Raw genomic sequence first — 16,150 nt, 5'->3', positions numbered from 1 at the left:
ATGGTCGACGACAACGAACTCAGAAAACTGCGCGATGCAGCGGTACCGGCGCCGGGCGAGAGCGCGAAGGCACGCGCCTTCGAAGCCGCCATGCGCGCCTATGACCAGGAAAATATTTCCGCCGTCACCCAAGGATCGGTTGGCGGGCTTCGTCTCACAGAGCGAGCACAAAAGCTCTGGAGCGAGATCATGCAAAAGAAACTCATTGCCACGCCGGCCCTTTCCGGGCTCGTCGCCCTGCCGATCGCCGGATACGCCACCTTCCACATGCTGAGGGAACAGCCGCCGGCATTCGGCGACCAGGAAAAGATCACCGAGACGCTGGCCGACAAGCCGGCGACGCTGAAGCCGCTCGCGGCTGAGACCGATGTCAAGCAGGCTCCCGCCGATCCGGCCAAGGACAAGAAGGCCGACGCGGATGTCGATAGCCGCGAGGCCACGCAAGTCCTGGTCGCACCGACCGCGCCGCCGAAGTCCGAATCCACGATCGCCGGCGGCACCGCGCAGGAGGATGCACTGGGACGCGGCCTGTTCGCCGAACCGGCACCGCCCGCGCCAAGCGGCGAATTGGCGCTCGATGGTGCCGCCGCGCCCGACAGATCCCGGGTCGCCCGCATGCCGGCCGCCGAATCCAAGTTGATGGCGCCGCAGGCCACCATGGCGGACCAGATGGCGCCGCAAGAGGAAAACCGCGACCGCGTCCAGGATTTCAAGACCAATCCGGTGCACGCCGCCTTGGAAGACCCGGTTTCGACCTTCTCGATCGACGTCGACACGGCGTCCTATTCCTTCGTGCGCGGTTCGCTGAAGCAGGGCTACCTGCCGCAGGCCGACACGGTGCGCGTCGAGGAGATGATCAACTACTTCCCCTATGACTGGAAGGGGCCTGACTCGGCATCGACACCGTTCAACTCGACCGTCAGCGTCATGCCGACGCCGTGGAACAATCACACCAAGCTGATGCACGTCGCCATCAAGGGCTTCGACATCAAGCCCACCGAACAGCCCAAGGCCAATCTGGTCTTCCTGATCGACGTCTCGGGTTCGATGGACGAACCCGACAAGCTGCCGCTGCTGAAGTCGGCGTTCCGGCTGCTGGTCAGCAAGCTCAAGGCCGACGACACCATCTCGATCGTGACCTATGCCGGCGAGGCAGGCACGGTGCTGATGCCGACAAAGGTTGCCGAGAAGGACAAGATCCTCAATGCCATCGACAATCTGCAGCCAGGCGGCTCGACGGCCGGCGAGGCCGGCATCAAGGAGGCCTACAAGCTTGCCGAGCAGTCCTTCATCAAGGATGGCGTCAATCGCGTTATGCTTGCCACCGACGGCGACTTCAATGTCGGCCAGACCGACGATGACGACCTGAAGCGGCTGATCGAGAGCGAGCGCAAGACCGGCGTGTTCCTGTCGGTGTTCGGCTTCGGCCGCGGCAATCTGAACGATGAGATGATGCAGACCATCGCCCAGAACGGCAATGGCACGGCCGCCTATATCGACACGCTGGCCGAGGCCGAGAAGGTGCTGGTGGAGGACGCCTCCTCGACGCTGTTCACCATCGCCAAGGACGTCAAGATCCAGGTCGAGTTCAATCCGAACAAGGTCTCGGAATACCGCCTCATCGGCTACGAGACACGGGCGCTGAACCGTGAGGACTTCAACAATGACCGCGTAGATGCCGGCGATATCGGCTCGGGCCATTCGGTCGCCGCGATCTACGAGATCACGCCCAAGGGCAGCGGCGGCGAGCAGATCGACCCGTTGCGCTACGGCCAGGCGACGGTCAACAATGGCGGGGTCGCCAATGCGGACGAATATGCCTTCGTCAAGATCCGCTACAAGCTGCCGAACGAGGACGTCTCGAAGCTGATCACCACGCCGGTGACCTCGGCCAACGAGGTTCAGTCCTTCGACCAGGCCAGCACCGACCAGCGCTTTTCCGTCGCGGTCGCGGCCTTTGGCCAGAAGCTGCGCGACGAGGATGCGACCGCGAAGTTCGGTTACGACAAGATCATGGAGATTGCCACCGCCGCCCGAGGAGCCGACCCGTTTGGGTACAGGTCCGAGTTCCTTTCGCTTGTGCGCCTTGCCTCGGCGCTGGGCGGTAACCGGTAGTGGCAATACAGCCGGTTTCTTTCAGACGGGGGTCGTTCTGATACGGGAGACCGGCTACGGGCGGGTGAGGCAGGCCGGCGAGGGATCTTTCCCTTGCCGGCCTTTTTTCGTTGCGCAGGTACCTTGCGCCACCCATTCTGGCGCGGGAAAAGGCAGGCCATGGAAACCATGAAGAAGCGTATTGTTCTGGTGCGGCACAGCGACGAACCTGCCGACGATCGTGTGTTCGTCTATCTCCAGCAGAACGGCTCTGAGCCGGTTTTGCGTCGAGCCTTTGCCGGGGAGTCGCTCGATGCTGACGATACTGTCGCAGGCGGCGTGATTTATGGCGGCATGTACAATGTCTACGACACGGCGCCGCATCCGTTTTTGCTGGAAGAATACCGGTTTATCGACTTTTGCATGAATGCCGGCATCCCGTTGCTCGGTATTTGCCAGGGCGCTCAGCAAATTGCCTGGCTTCACGGTGCGCATGTTGGTCCGCCGGCAAGCGGGGTGCATGAGTTTGGCTATTATCCACTTTATCCAACTGAGGGAGCTGAGGATTTTTTGCCTGCGCCGATCCATGTGACGCAGTCACACTGGCATGGTTTCGAACTGCCGGAAGGCGCCCAGCGTCTCGCCTCGAGCGACCTTTTTCCCAATCAGGCGTTCCGTATAGGCGACAAGGTGTACGGCCTTCAGTTCCATGCCGAAGTAACACCGATCGGGTTCAGGCGCGTGCAGAACCGTCCCGGCGCGAACTACGACAAGCCAGGCGCGCAGACGCGCGAGGAGCAGGATCGCCTTGTGGTTCTGCACGATGCGGCGCAAGCCGCTTGGTTCAATGAGTTCCTGCTGAAGCTTTTTCCGCCATTGATTTAACCACTCCAACGACGGCGACATCTCAGTTTTGTAGCGATCTGCAGGGATCGTTAAATTGCAGGGCATTTCCAGTACCCGATCGCAACTCCCTCTTGTTAAACCGAAAGGGTCTAAGGCTTGAGGGAGCCCGGAATTGCAGATCAGGACTATCGCCAACTCGATACCGCCGGCACGGGACACCTTGCCGGTTTCATCAGCCCCGTCAGCCGAATCCAGGCGCATCAGCGACGATGTCGCGCAGGCGCGCCACACCGCCATGTCGGCGCTGACCAACGACCGCTTCCGCGCCATGCTGGAACAGATAACGGATCCAGGCGCCTCGGGCGCACTGATGACGATGCGCGGCGACAACGTCGTCGACTTCAAGTCGGCGCAGTCGAGCTACGCCGACAACAGCGAATAATCAAAAATCCTTAGGCCCGGTCGCGCCGCCATGGGCAGCAAGCTGGACAGCCACTTCGCTCGACACCGTTTTAGCGAGGCGCGTAGGGACCAAGCGCTTCCATCAGCGGTCCCAGATGGCTGGCATATTTCCGCCAGCGCTGTAGTGATGTGTTGAAAATCGGTTGGCGGACCTGCGCGATACTGGCGGTGCGAACCGCGCGCTTGGTCTGGTGAAACCGTATACAGTTCTCGTCCCATTTGAGTTTGCAGGCGTCTTCAACCAGCCAGCGGATTTTCGAATCCGGGTCGGTTATGAGCTGTTCGTGGACGACATTGACGAAGCGGCCCGGCAGGACGGTCTCCCAATGTGCCATCATCTCGCGATAGCGGACATAGTGCTCGCCGATATCACTGAGATCGTAAGTCGTCTCGTTTCCAGTCCGGAACAGTTGGCGAAAGCAGGCGAGACAGGTGTCCACGGGATCGCGCACGCTGTGCAGAATGGTCGCTTTGGGGAACATCAAGTGGATCATGCCAATGGACATGTAGTTCCCGAGCATCTTGTCGACGACGAATGGCGCCTTGCGCCAGCCGAACGCCCGTTGCCGCGCCAGATAGTCCTCGGCAAGCTTGCGAAAGAACTCCGGATCATCTTCTGCTCCGGCCTCGGCGACAAGTGGAAACCGACCGCTGATGGTTCGCCACAGCGCCACTCCCTCGCCCAATCCTTCCACCTTGCCGTGGCTCGATAGAATCTGTTCGAGCAGCGTCGACCCCGAACGCGGCATGCCGAGAATAAAAATTGGCGCAGGACTGTCGTGACCTTTGCCGGAATAGCGTGCGATGAGGTCCGGGGTAAAGATTTGCTTTGCCCGCGCAATCATCTGCGCATGTTGGGCGGCCGCCTGTTGTGGGGTATTGAATTTCGGGCGTGAGCCGGGCGAAGCGATCACGAGTTCGGGGGGGTGCCCGGCGTCTTCGATCAGGCGTTCGCGACGCAGACGATTGGCTTCGAGGTAGGTTGCGAAGGCACCTTCGTAGCGGCTCGAGGTTTCGAGCACGCCGGCCAATGCGAACAACAGTCCGATCCGTCCTGCCACTGGGGTGCTGGTGTCTCGCGCCACCGCAGCCATCTCCTCACTTTCCGCGGACGTGATTTCGGACGGTTTCAATTGGGCGGCGCTCATCAAAGCGTTCAAACGCACCGGCGCGAAGTTGGCGAGGTCGCGAAACAGTGCAATCGCGTCGTCGAGTTGCCCGACGACTTCAAGCGCGCGCGCCAGCGCGAACCGCGCGGTCGTGCTTTGCGGTTTGATAGTCCGGGCGCGCTGATAGGCATTGACGGCTTGTGGCCACTGGCCGAGCTCGCCGAACGTATGGCCGAGTGCAAATACCGCATCAAACGAGGACGGATCCTGGCGCGTGACGAGGCGAAGACGCTCCAGCGCCCGATCAAGCCAACCGGTTTCGATATCGATCAGCGCGAGGAAATAGGACGCCGCCAGCGCTTCGGGATTGCATTTCTCGACATGCAAATAGAGCCGTGCCGCCTCGTCGAAACGGCCCTCACCATGCAACTGGGTCGCCTGTTCAAGAAATTTGGCGAGTGTCGCTGGTTCCAGTGCAGCTTGACGCGATTTCGCTCGTTTCTTCGCGCTCGCCATTCCGAACCTGAACAACCCAAAAATACCATCAACTGAATAGTCGAATTGTGCGTCTATGTATCCCGAATGCTACAGCGCCGCTACCTATTCGTGACTAGTGTTGCCGCTGATTTGAATATTTGATTGCAGGGGGTCTGGGTGGGCATGGTGATTGAGCGGGCCATTCTATGGCGCGCGTCGCTCCTTGGCGGTGCGTCGCTGGTGACACTTGCCTTGTTCACTGCGCCGAGTCGGGCCGAGGAGCAACTCTTCAATTTCTATGTCAACGGCGCGACGGTCGGCTGCTGTTCGTCTTACACGGGGCAAGGCCAGGGTCCCCACGATACGCCGGTTCCGGGTGGCCCTCCCTTCATTACAACCAGTTCCGGCGCCGGGGCGATGAAAGAGGCCCTGGTTAATGCGGGCAATGTTGGCGTCAATGGCGGCGTCATCACCGGGCCTCGCTCCAACGACGCCTATGACGGATATGGCGAAGTCGGATTTCGTCAGGGCGGAAATATCGTCACCAACTACGGCGGATTGAGCGTCAACCGCCAGGTCGATGTGACGAACGGGCCCGGGCCTGGTCCAGCGCCCACCACCATAACCACCGCCTTCGCCAATGCCGGCGCCTACAACGCCGCGCGCTGGACCGACACGATCACCAACAACACCAATGCGCCTATTTCGGGTTCGATTTCCTATTTCAACAATTTGGGCTCGGACGCCGGCACCCGTTGGGTGGGGTCGAGCTCAGGCAATAATCTGGCAACGACCGGGAATCTCTGGCTCACGTCCCTTGGGGTAGGCCAGAATGACCCCGTTATCACCCATGTGATTGGCAACAATGCTTACGCCTTGGGCTCCCAGATGGTGCACGCCGACGGTAGCGATCTTCCCGAATGGCAATATGCAGTCACGGTTGCGCCCGGCCAGACCCAAACCCTGGTGCTGTTCAATATTCTGACCGCCAGCACCGCCTACGATCCTGCCAACACGGCCCCTGAAATTGCGCTGGGCGCCCAGCTAGCCAACCTCCTTACGAACAATGGCCAGCCGATATCCGCGGATTCGCTCGCGTTTAATTTCTTCACCGGCATGACTGTGCCACAGCTGCAGAGCGTCATCAATTTCGACTTTGTCGGGCTGACGATCGACGTCTCGCGCCCATTTTTCGTAGAGACCGATTTCGCTTTGAACCAGAGCACTGGGGTGTTCGATGGTGGCACGCTGAAGCCAACGACGAGTTTGACCTTCGCCCAGCCCTTCGTCGTGAATGCAGCGGGCGGCACCATTGACAATACCAACGGTACCCAGGCATTCAGCGGTGGTTTTTCTGGAACGGGCGGTCTCGATTTTATCGGCCCTAACACGACGATCCTGAATGGCATCAATAGCTATGCGGGTGCGACAACGGTTAGCAGCGGCAGGCTGGTCGTGGGTGACGATGCTCACGCGAATGCAAGCCTTACAAGCGCCGTTACGGTTGCTTCGGGCGGAACTCTCGGGGGCTCTGGCACGGTCGGCACAACAGTGATCGACAGCGGCGGCACGATCGCGCCGGGCAATTCCGTCGGTACGCTCAGCGTGGCAGGCGATCTGTTGCTGTCGTCCGGTTCGACCTACATGGTCGAGATAGCCGCCAATGGTGGCGGCGACCGCCTCGACGTATCCGGTACCGCTACGGTGACCGGCGCCAAGGTGGCGGTGGCGACGCTCGATCCCGAAACAAGCTACCAAGTCGGTCACACCTATCGTATTCTCGATGCTGCCAGTGGGGTGACGGGGCAATTTGACGGGATCGTCTCGCAATCGGCTTTCTTGAACTTCGCTCTCGACCAAGGCAGCGATAGTGTCGATCTTCAGGTCAGCCTGAAGAAGTTCGGCGACGTTGCGTTTACCCGCAACCAGCACGCCACGGCCGACGCGCTTGACGGCCTGCAGCAGAGCGGGCCCCAACTGGCCTTGTACAACTCTTTGCTGATGCTCGATCCAAAAGCCGCACGCAACGCCTTCGACCAGCTCTCCGGCGAAATCCATGCCTCGGCCAAGACGGTGCTGATTGGGGACAGCCACTTTGTCGAGGACGCGATCAATGATCGTCTGCGCGCTGCCTTCAGTGGTGTCGGGGCAACGGCTATGCCCGTACTGGCCTATGGCGATAGCGATCCTAACGCGGCGACCGCGGCCATCGGCGACGCGCTTGCTCCTGCCAATACAGAGCGCTTCGCGGCATGGGGTTCGGCCTTTGGCTCGTGGGGCAGCGTGGCTGGCGACGGCAATGCCGCCGGCCTTGATCGCTCCACCGGAGGTTTCCTCACCGGAGCCGATGGTTTCGTCACCGAAAACGTGCGCCTGGGTGTAATGACAGGTTACAGCCACACCAAGTTCGATGCCGATGGCAGTGCATCCTCTGGTGAAAGCGACAATTATCATCTCGGCCTCTACGGTGGCAGGCAGTGGGGGGCTCTTGGCTTTCGCTCGGGTCTTGCCTATACGTGGCACGACATTTCGACTAAGCGCTCGGTTGCCTTTCAGGGCTTTGCCGATAGGCTGAGCGCCGATTACGATGCCGGCACTTTCCAGACTTTTGGCGAACTCGGCTACCGGATCGACACGGCAGGTGCCTCGTTTGAGCCTTTCGCCAACCTCGCTTATGTCAATCTGCACACCGACAGTTTTGCTGAAAAGGGCGGGGCTGCCGCCTTGACCAGTGCCAGTCAGAGCACCGATGCCACTTTCACCACGCTTGGCATCAGAGCATCGACTGGCTTCACGGTTGGCGCCACGAACGTCACGGCGCGCGGTATGCTCGGCTGGAAGCATGCTTTTGGCGACACCGTGCCGACCAGCACAGTTGCGTTTACCGACGGCGATGCCTTCGCGGTAGCCGGTGCGCCGATTGCAAGAAACGCCGCAATCATCGAGGCTGGCCTGGACTTCGCGATGAGCCAGAACACCACACTTGGTCTCTCTTACACCGGCCAGTTCGCCAATGGCGCCAGCGACAACGGCGCAAAGGCAGACTTCAGCCTGAAGTTCTGAGCAACAAAGAAAAACCCCGCCATCTCTCACGAGATGACGGGCTACATACCGTTGGTGTCGGGAAAATGGTCAGCAATAAAGGCGGCTGCTCGCGGTCTTGGTTGCTCACCACGGATTGAAGGGTGGCTTCAAGCCCGGCCGCGGCGACGCTCGCGGCGCGCTTCGCTGGTCTCGGCGGTGTTTGCCGTCGCCACCTTGTTGCGCATCGGGCCGATGCGCTCGACGATTTTCTCGACCGTCGGGCGATCCGCCCTGGTGTGGGCGTCGAGCGCCTTGCGCATGGCGGCCAGATGCTGGAACGAGGTGCCGCAGCAGCCGCCGACGATTTTCGCGCCGGCATCGACAGCCAAGCGCACATAGTCGGCCATCAGTTCGGGCGTTCCGGAATAATGGATTTCGGTGCCACGGAATTCGGGGATGCCGCAATTGCCCTTGACGATGACGGTTGCCTCCGGCTTCGCCTGCGTCATGTCGAGCAGCGAGGCCAGGATGTCGGAGGCACCAACGCCGCAATTGGCGCCGACGCCGAGCGGCGCCTGCGACAGGCCGTCGGCGACGCCGTGGATATCCTTCGGCAGCAGGCCCATCATGGTGCGGCCGGCGGTGTCGAAGGAGCCGGTATAGGTGTAGGGCAGGCCGACGCGGATGGCGGCCTCGGCGGCGGCGCGGATCTCGTCGGGCGCCGACATGGTCTCGATCCAGGCGACTTCGGCGCCGCCTTCCTTCAGGCCCTCGATCTGCTCGGCGAAGGCGTCGACCGCCTCGTCATAGGTCATGGCGCCAAGCGGCACCAGCAATTCGCCGGTCGGGCCGACCGAACCGGCAACGATCACCTTGCGGCCCGCTTTGTCGGCAACGGCGCGGGCGATCTCGGCGGCGCGCTTGTTCAGCGCGTGCACGCGGTCCTGCGCATGGTGGAGCTTCAGCCGATGGCGAGTGCCGCCGAAGGAATTGGTCAGGATGATGTCGGCGCCGGCGTCGACGAAATTCTGGTGCAGGCTGGTGATGGTGTCGGGCGCGGTTTCGTTCAACAGCTCCGGCGCCTCGCCGGCCTCCAGGCCCATGGCGAACAAATTGGTGCCCGTGGCGCCGTCGGCCAAGAGCACACCCTTTTCGGCAAGCAGGGCATCGATCGGATTGGTCGTCGTCATCGGATTGGCTTTCATGTCTAGAATTCGAATAAGGATATAAAGAAGTCTTTATGTCCAGTCAATGATTGCCACGACTCCGCCGGCGGATTGAAGTTCACTCTACGACGCGGACGTGATCTCTACCTCGATCTCTGTGCACACTCCGCCATTGGTCGGGTAGTAATCGACCGAGCAGGCGGTGACGACCAGCAGCAGGTCCTGTTCGGCGCGCAACGTCACCGAGCCGCCGGGCGGGTTGATCGAGGCCTCGACCACCAGCCTGCCATCTGGCTGCGGCAGGGAATTCTGAAAGAGGTCGACAGGGTCGGGCGCGAAAGGCAGCGATATGCCCTCCGCGGCAAGCGACTGCATCAGATTGTCCCGGCAATTGGGATGATTGGGAAAGCCGGCTCGCTCGTAAAGCGCGCTGTCACAGGCGGGGTAGAGCATGTCGTGCGGGCCGGGCGATGCGTTCTCGACCAGCGTCAGCATCGGCTTGGCGGCAGCGCTGTAGAAATAGTCGCCGATGCCGGGAAAAAGCCGCTCCGTGATGTCGCGCGTCTGCGATGTGCTCAACCAGTCGAGTTTCTCGCCGGTGGCGAAAGCCCAGAGGTCCGCGACCTGCTGTCCCTTGGGGTCGATGATGCGAATGAGGTCGCCGCGCCTGATACGAAACGGGCGGCCCGACTGAGGAGGAACGACGATGCGGCGCTGATCTTGCATGGGCTATCCCTGATAGGCGAGTTGGCTCGGGGCCGGCTGGACGGGCGGCCAGGCAGGGCTGGCCTGACATGATTGCCGCCGCTCAGACAGGGCCTGATGGGAACGACATGCCGGCCAGATTGCGCGCAAAGCTTGCCGCCTCGTGCGGATTGATGTCGGCGGCCCGGATCAGATTGTCGAAATGCTGGGTCAGGGCCTGGACCGGCTGGGTGGCGTTCAGCACCACATACATGTCGCCGACATAGATCGCCGCGCGATAGGGGCCGAAGATCGTCAGCGGGATGGAATAGCGCATGCGGCCGTCATAGAGGAACAAGCGGAAGGTCGGATAGAGATCGTCGAGCAGCGTCGCCATATGGGCAAGTTGCTGCTGGCGGTCGGCTGCCGGGAAACGGTCCCAGACACCGAGGCCGCGAGCGAAGATCTCCAGCGTGTGGCGCGGCATGCAGACTTCCATGTCGGTTTCCGGCCGCCGGTTGTACTCGATGCGGTATTGGGTCTCGCTGGCCTGGGCGAGACGGCTCCTGTTGGTGATGTTGGCCTCGTAGTCGACGAGCGCGCGGGTGCGCAGAAGATCGGGAATGCCGGCCGGGACATAGCGGATCTTGGTGCCGGCGGCCTCGGCGAACCATTTGGCGAGCAGCGTGCGATCGAAACCGTCGGGCGCTTCCTCGATCTCGAGGCTTTCGCGGATTTCACCGGTGACACCTTCGTCCTGGCTGAGGCCGAGCAGCCAGTCCAGCGACACCTTGAACTCGGCGGCGATGTTGAGCAGCGTTTCGGCCCGAGGCAGCCGCGTCGAGGCGCCCGACATGAGCTGCGACAGTGCGGAACGGTCGATGCCGACCGCTGACGCGAATGCAGACTGGTTGAGATCCGACCGTGTCAGGAGGAGCTTCAGACGCTCCCGAAAGATCGTCGACAGATCGCGCTTGTCCATGGCCTTGCTCCCATATTCCGGAGGAAAAATTTGCGCCGATGTCCCTGCAACAGGCTTCACAGGCGTAAATGAATCCCTAAGATTGTTTACAATGTGCAACATATGCAGTCAGAAATGCGCAATCGCAACATTTTGTGCACTTTGTCGCGTTGAGTGGAATCGCTTCTCCTGACACTATGCTGTCAGGAACCAGTTGGGGTTCCGGCGACTGAGGGACAGTGGTCGATAGCATGGCAAGCATACCTGGCAAGAGCATCCGTCGAAGCAGCAGACCGGCCATCGAATGGCCGACCGTGGTCCTCGCTTTCTTCTGCTACGGTGTCTGGTTCGTCGCCGGCTTCTTCGTCTGGCCATCCTATCCCATGACAGCACTGTTCGTCATGGCGCTCACGCTGGCGCTGCAATCTTCCATCATGCATGAGGTGCTGCACGGTCACCCGACCCGCAACGCCCTCGTCAACGAAGCCTTTGTCTTCCTGCCGATCGGTCTTGCCTGGCCGTTCCGCCGCTTCAAGACCATCCATCTGCGCCACCATGCCGACGAGCGGCTGACCGATCCGCTGGACGATCCCGAGAGCTATTATCAGGCGCTCTGGATGCATGAAGAAATGCCGTCGTGGATGAAGTTCCTGCTCAAGGTCAACAACACCATGGTTGGCCGGCTGGTACTCGGCCCGTGGTTGTCCTGCATCGGCTTCTTCATCGACGACGCCAAGCATGTGATTGCCGGCGACAAGCCTATCCGCAAGGCCTGGCTGCTGCATGCCATAGGCCTTGCGATCGTGCTGCCTGCAGTCCAATTCGGCTTCGGTATTCCGCTGTGGCTTTATGTGCTGGTGCCGGTCTGGCTCGGCCAGTCCCTGATCTCGATCCGCACCTATGCCGAACATCAGTGGTCCGAGCATCCCGAGGGACGCACGGTGATCGTCGAACGCTCGCCGCTGTCGTTCCTGTTCCTCAACAACAATCTGCACTTTGTCCATCACAAGAGCCCGACCATCGCCTGGTACCGGCTGCCGAAGCTGTTTCGCGACCGGCGCGAGGAATGGCTGCGGATGAACAACGGCTATGCCTATCCGAACTATTTCGCGCTGTTGAAGTCCTATGCCTTCAAGGCCAAGGAGCCGATCGTGCATCCGGTGCTGCGGCGCGCGCCCGAGCCGGGCAGGGCATTCAAGCCACGTGTGCGGGCGCGCAACATCAATGGGCTCGGCACGGTGCCCGTCCCGGCCGAACCGCCGAAGGAATAGTATCCGTCGATCGCTTGGATAGCCGTGTCGGCCAATTCTGATTGGGCGCCGCGTTCTTGCGATCCTTTCTCCAGGCATGGTGGTTTGATATCGGCATGAGCGAACTGATTGCGGCGTTGCCGATGTATGACTGGCCCGAAGTTCGAGGCGAGGTCGATGCCCAATGGACCTCGTTGCGCGATGCCTTTCGTCGCAAGGGCATCGATGCACCTGAAGCCATCGTGCGGCGCAATGGCGACCTGCCTGCGGTGCCGGGTGGCATCCATGACGCCGCCGGTACGCTGATCGCGCCCGATCCCGCGACGCTGCCGCCCGACGAACTCGATTTCCACAGACTCTGGCTGCACCCGGCGCTGCTGTTCGCGCAGACTTGCTGGGGGCCGATGGAACTCGGGCTTTCGAAGCACGTGCAAGTGATCGGCCAGCCAAGCTACGACGCCTATGAAGGCGGACAGGGCGAGCTCTATTCCAGCGCGCTGGTGATGCGGGCCGGTGAGGGGCCCGAAGTTCGCTCGCCCGCCGACGGCAAGGCCTTGCTGCCGCTCGATCTCATCCGGGACAGACGCTTCACCTTCAACAGCCTCGATTCCATGTCGGGCATCATCGCTCTGACGCGGGACCTGGAAGCGGCCGGCGAAAGCCTCGACATATTTTCATCGCGCGGCGAAAGCGGCGGCCATCGTGGCTCGATCGTCGCCGTCGCCGAAGGCCGGGCGGATGTCGCGGCGATCGACTGCGAAAGCTGGGCGCTAGCACAGCGTTTCGAGCCGGCCGCGGGCAAGGTCGTGATCGTGGGCTGGACAGCACGGCGCAAGGGCCTGCCTTACATTACCGCAAGGACGACGCCGGAAAAGACGATCCGGGCAATGCGTGAGGCCCTTGCCGGGTTAGCCGAGCAGCCGCCGGTCCAACGGGTAGGTTGAAAGCTGCTGGTTGCCGTCTGAAGTGATCAGGATCTGTTCCTCGATCTTGACGCCTTCGCGGCCGCCAAGCCGGCCGATATAGCTCTCCACACACAGCACCATGCCTGGTTCCAGCACGCCGTCGGGCGTATCTGACGTCCAGTCGCTGGCATGCGGCAGGGTTGGGTATTCGTCGGCCAGCCCAACGCCGTGGTAAAGCACGCCGTAGCGGGTCGGGAAACAGTCTCCCGGCGGCACCGCTGAACGCTCTACGAGGTCGCGAAACGAAATACCCGGCCGCATCAGTGCCGTGTTGTGTTCGATCTGATCGGCGGCGATGCGGAACAGGTCGCGCTGTTCGTTAGTCGGCTTTGTATCGCCGCATAACCAGGTCCGCGACAGGTCGGCGCAGAAGCCGTAGGGGCCGATCAGGTCGGTGTCGAAGGCCACGAGGTCGCCGGCCTCGATGATGCGCGACGAGCATTCCTGGAACCAGGGATTGGTGCGCGGTCCCGATGCCAGCAGCCGCGTCTCGATCCACTCGCCGCCGCGCGCGATGTTGCCGCGATGGAGTTCGGCCCACAATTCGTTCTCGGAAATGCCCGGCTTCAGCGTCTGCTCCATCTCGCCCATCGCCGCCTCGCAGGCGACGATGGCACGGCGCATTGCGAGGATTTCGTCCGGCGACTTGATCAGCCGGGCATTTTCCATCACCGCTTCGCCATTGCCGACGGCAATGCCCAGACGGGCGAGTTCCTCGACACCTTCCGGGTTGATGTGGTCGACCGCTATCCGGTTGTTGCCGCCGCCATGGTGTCTCACCAGATCGGCGATGCCCGCCGCCCAGCGCCGAACTTTCTGCTCCGTGAGTTCGCCGCCATAGAGATACATCCACGATATGGCGGGGCGCACCTCGTCGACGACGCCGGAATGGTCGGACAGGTGCTCGCAGGAGAAATAGTCGAACAGCACCACCGGCCCATCCGTGGCGACGAAACAGTGCCGCGTCGGGTTGTGCGCCACCCAGAGCTGCATGTTGGTCGAGTCGGTCGCGTAGCGGATGTTGACGGGGTCGTAGAGCAGGGCACCGGCATAGCCTCGCCGCTTCAGCTCGGCACGGATGCGCTGCAGCCGATATTGGCGCATTGCGCCCAAGTCGGGCGCGGCAATCCCCGCCGCAACCCATTCGCTTTCAGCCTGCGCGCCATAGCCCAGCACATGCTGGTTCAGCGAGGCCGCTTTTTCGCGCGAGGCTTCGCGCAGGCCCTCGATCGAGCCTGGCTCGAACGGCATGATCTTGCGATGCCGTCCGAAGCCGCCCTTTGACGCCTCGCTGTCCATGACCGGACCTCAGGTCCGCATCTTGTCGCCGCTCGGGTCGAACGGCGCCTCGACATTGATGCGGGCCGGACGGCGATGGCCGAGGATTTCGATCTCGAACAGGCCGGCGCTCTCGTCCTCGGCAAGTGCTGCCGGAACATAGCCCTGCGCCATCGACTTCTGGACATAGTGGGCATAACCGCCCGAGGTCACCCAGCCGACCACGCGCCATTCGCCATCGACGATGCCGCGCACGGCCGACGCGCCCTCGGCGGCCTTGGAGCCGCGCACTTCCTTGCCCTTGTCGTCGAAACGCGGCGCGCCGTAGCCATGCGGCTTTTCCACTGTGCCGTAGTCCTTGCTGACCTTGGCCCAGATCGGCTCGTCGCCCATCACGTCGGCATCGGCGGCATCGACGATGAAGGAGACGCGGCGCAGTTTTGGACCTTGCGCGTGTTCTTTCGCCGAAGCCTCACGGCCGATGAAGTCGTTCTTCTCCAGTTTGATGAAGCGATCCATCGACCCTTCGAACGGCCCGTAGATCGGCCTGAGTTCGCGGAACCAGGTCGGGAAGTTCTTTTCCAGGCGCATCGACAACAGCGCGCGCATGCCGAAATCGACGATGCCGAACTCCTCGCCGGCGTCCTTGATCGCCTTGTAGACCAGGCGCTGATAGGCCGGCGCCATCCAGATTTCGTAGCCGAGATCGCCGGTATAGGTGATGCGGTTGACCAGGCAGGGCGCGCCGCCGACGGCCATTTCGCGGAAATCCATGAAGCGGAAGGCCTTGGTCGAAACATCGACATCGACCAGTTTCTGCAAGAGGTCACGCGACTTGGGTCCGGCGATCGACAGGCCGACAAGTGTCTGGTCGAAACGATGGATGCGCACCGAACCGTCTTTCGGAAGGTGCTTCTCGAACCAGCGCATATGGTATTTCTGCGCGGCGGAAGAACCCCAGATCATGAAGCGGTCTTCAGCCGCCTTGGCGATGGTGAAGTCGCCGATCAGCTTGCCGAATTCGTTGACCATCGGCGTCAGCACGATGCGGCCGGTCTTGGGCATGCGGTTGGTCATCAGACGGTTGAGGAAATCCTCGGCGGCCGGTCCGGTCACCTCGTATTTGGCGAAGTTGGCGATCTCGGTGACACCGACGCGCTCACGCGTGGCGCGCACTTCCTCGCCGATCGGCCCGAAGTCGTTGGAGCGGTGGAAGGAGACGATGTCCTTGGGTTCCTTGCCCTTCGGCGCGAACCAAAGCGGGGTTTCCAGACCCCAGCTGTCGCCCATCACGGCATTGTTGGCCAGCATCGTGTCGTAGAGCGGCGTCGTCTGCGCCGGGCGTGCGGCCGGCAGTTCCTCGTTCGGGAAGCGGATCGAGAAGCGGCGCGAATAGTTCTCGCGCACCTTTGCATTGGTGTAGCGCAGGCCGGCCCACTCGCCGAAGCGGGCGACATCCATGCCCCAGACGTCGAAGCCCGGATCGCCGTGCACCATCCAGTTGGACAGCGCCAGGCCAACGCCGCCGCCCTGGCTGAAGCCGGCCATGACGGCGCAGGCGCACCAGAAATTGGTCAGGCCCTGCACCGGGCCGACCAGCGGGTTGCCGTCGAGCGCGAAGGTGAAGGGACCGTTGATGATCTGCTTGATGCCGGCCTTCTCGATGCCGGGGAAATGCTTGAAGCCGATCTCGAGCGACGGCGCGATGCGGTCGAGATCCGGCGGCAGCAGTTCGTGGCCGAAATCCCAGGGCGTGTTGACCGGCGACCACGGCTTGCAAGCCTTTTCATAGGTGCCGAGCAGGATGCCGTTGCGCTCCTGGCGGGTGTAGATC

General features: G+C 61.9%; 12 protein-coding genes. 6 read left to right on the top strand and 6 right to left on the bottom strand.

Annotation, left to right across the window (positions count from 1 at the left end; all coding sequences use genetic code 11):
- From FJ967_RS11100 to FJ967_RS33340, 3 genes are all read left to right on the top strand, one after another.
- Nucleotides 1–2,115: a VWA domain-containing protein gene (locus tag FJ967_RS11100; RefSeq protein WP_140731757.1), complete on the top strand. Its 2,115-nt coding sequence runs from the start codon at nt 1–3 to the stop codon at nt 2,113–2,115.
- A gap of 159 nt (nt 2,116–2,274) precedes the next feature.
- The gene (locus FJ967_RS11095; protein WP_246675249.1) at nt 2,275–2,979 is read left to right on the top strand and encodes a glutamine amidotransferase; all 705 of its coding nucleotides are present in this window, start codon (nt 2,275–2,277) and stop codon (nt 2,977–2,979) included.
- A gap of 133 nt (nt 2,980–3,112) precedes the next feature.
- A complete protein-coding gene (locus FJ967_RS33340; RefSeq protein WP_181175779.1) occupies nt 3,113–3,382 on the top strand; it encodes a hypothetical protein in 270 nt (89 codons plus the stop codon).
- A 70-nt stretch (nt 3,383–3,452) separates the two neighbouring features.
- Here FJ967_RS33340 and FJ967_RS11085 read toward each other — a convergent pair whose 3' ends face one another.
- Nucleotides 3,453–5,027 carry a sulfotransferase gene (locus tag FJ967_RS11085; RefSeq protein WP_140731756.1) on the bottom strand — a complete coding sequence of 525 codons (1,575 nt, stop codon included), beginning with the start codon at nt 5,025–5,027 and terminating at the stop codon, nt 3,453–3,455.
- 144 nt (nt 5,028–5,171) lie between these two features.
- On the opposite strand from FJ967_RS11085, the gene FJ967_RS11080 reads away from it, so the two are divergent.
- Nucleotides 5,172–8,051: an autotransporter domain-containing protein gene (locus tag FJ967_RS11080; RefSeq protein ID WP_140731993.1), complete on the top strand. Its 2,880-nt coding sequence runs from the start codon at nt 5,172–5,174 to the stop codon at nt 8,049–8,051.
- 128 nt (nt 8,052–8,179) lie between these two features.
- Here the strand turns inward: FJ967_RS11080 and bmt are convergent, their stop codons facing one another.
- The 3 genes from bmt to FJ967_RS11065 all read right to left on the bottom strand — a co-directional run bounded on the left by bmt (nt 8,180) and on the right by FJ967_RS11065 (nt 10,844).
- Nucleotides 8,180–9,202 (bottom strand): betaine--homocysteine S-methyltransferase, encoded by a 1,023-nt coding sequence (gene bmt / locus FJ967_RS11075; protein ID WP_181175806.1) that lies wholly within the window; start codon nt 9,200–9,202, stop codon nt 8,180–8,182.
- 99 nt (nt 9,203–9,301) lie between these two features.
- A complete protein-coding gene (locus tag FJ967_RS11070) occupies nt 9,302–9,904 on the bottom strand; it encodes an urea carboxylase-associated family protein (protein ID WP_140731754.1) in 603 nt (200 codons plus the stop codon).
- A gap of 82 nt (nt 9,905–9,986) precedes the next feature.
- On the bottom strand, nt 9,987–10,844 hold the full coding sequence (locus FJ967_RS11065; RefSeq protein ID WP_140731753.1) for a helix-turn-helix transcriptional regulator: 858 nt from the start codon (nt 10,842–10,844) through the stop codon (nt 9,987–9,989).
- Nucleotides 10,845–11,074: 230 nt separating this feature from the next.
- Here FJ967_RS11065 and FJ967_RS11060 point away from each other — a divergent pair, with 230 nt between their 5' ends.
- Both FJ967_RS11060 and FJ967_RS11055 read left to right on the top strand, forming a co-directional pair.
- The gene (locus FJ967_RS11060) at nt 11,075–12,094 is read left to right on the top strand and encodes a fatty acid desaturase (RefSeq protein WP_181175777.1); all 1,020 of its coding nucleotides are present in this window, start codon (nt 11,075–11,077) and stop codon (nt 12,092–12,094) included.
- A 95-nt stretch (nt 12,095–12,189) separates the two neighbouring features.
- Nucleotides 12,190–13,017, top strand: a complete 828-nt coding sequence (locus FJ967_RS11055; RefSeq protein ID WP_140731752.1) for a PhnD/SsuA/transferrin family substrate-binding protein — start codon at nt 12,190–12,192, stop codon at nt 13,015–13,017.
- Here FJ967_RS11055 and FJ967_RS11050 read toward each other — a convergent pair.
- Both FJ967_RS11050 and FJ967_RS11045 read right to left on the bottom strand, forming a co-directional pair.
- Complete coding sequence (locus FJ967_RS11050) at nt 12,982–14,337, bottom strand: Xaa-Pro peptidase family protein (RefSeq protein WP_140731751.1); 1,356 nt, start codon at nt 14,335–14,337, stop codon at nt 12,982–12,984. The genes FJ967_RS11055 and FJ967_RS11050 overlap by 36 nt on opposite strands.
- Before the next feature lie 9 nt (nt 14,338–14,346).
- Nucleotides 14,347–16,150: FAD-dependent oxidoreductase (locus tag FJ967_RS11045; RefSeq protein WP_140731750.1), on the bottom strand; the 1,804-nt coding region annotated here is incomplete at its 5' end.

The sequence above is a fragment of the Mesorhizobium sp. B2-3-4 genome, assembly GCF_006442315.1.
Classification (GTDB): Bacteria; Pseudomonadota; Alphaproteobacteria; order Rhizobiales; family Rhizobiaceae; genus Mesorhizobium.
Note: the sequence above shows the minus strand (reverse complement) of the source record. Positions and strands in the feature narration are given on the sequence as shown.

Coding starts and splice junctions, on each gene's coding strand:
- FJ967_RS11055 (WP_140731752.1), top strand. CDS start 12,190: ATGAGCGAACTGATTGCGGCGTTGCCGATGTATGACTGGCCCGAAGTT.
- FJ967_RS11095 (WP_246675249.1), top strand. CDS start 2,275: ATGGAAACCATGAAGAAGCGTATTGTTCTGGTGCGGCACAGCGACGAA.
- FJ967_RS11080 (WP_140731993.1), top strand. CDS start 5,172: ATGGTGATTGAGCGGGCCATTCTATGGCGCGCGTCGCTCCTTGGCGGT.
- FJ967_RS11060 (WP_181175777.1), top strand. CDS start 11,075: ATGGCAAGCATACCTGGCAAGAGCATCCGTCGAAGCAGCAGACCGGCC.
- FJ967_RS11070 (WP_140731754.1), bottom strand. CDS start 9,904: ATGCAAGATCAGCGCCGCATCGTCGTTCCTCCTCAGTCGGGCCGCCCG.
- FJ967_RS11085 (WP_140731756.1), bottom strand. CDS start 5,027: ATGGCGAGCGCGAAGAAACGAGCGAAATCGCGTCAAGCTGCACTGGAA.
- bmt (WP_181175806.1), bottom strand. CDS start 9,202: ATGACGACGACCAATCCGATCGATGCCCTGCTTGCCGAAAAGGGTGTG.
- FJ967_RS11050 (WP_140731751.1), bottom strand. CDS start 14,337: ATGGACAGCGAGGCGTCAAAGGGCGGCTTCGGACGGCATCGCAAGATC.
- FJ967_RS11065 (WP_140731753.1), bottom strand. CDS start 10,844: ATGGACAAGCGCGATCTGTCGACGATCTTTCGGGAGCGTCTGAAGCTC.
- FJ967_RS11100 (WP_140731757.1), top strand. CDS start 1: ATGGTCGACGACAACGAACTCAGAAAACTGCGCGATGCAGCGGTACCG.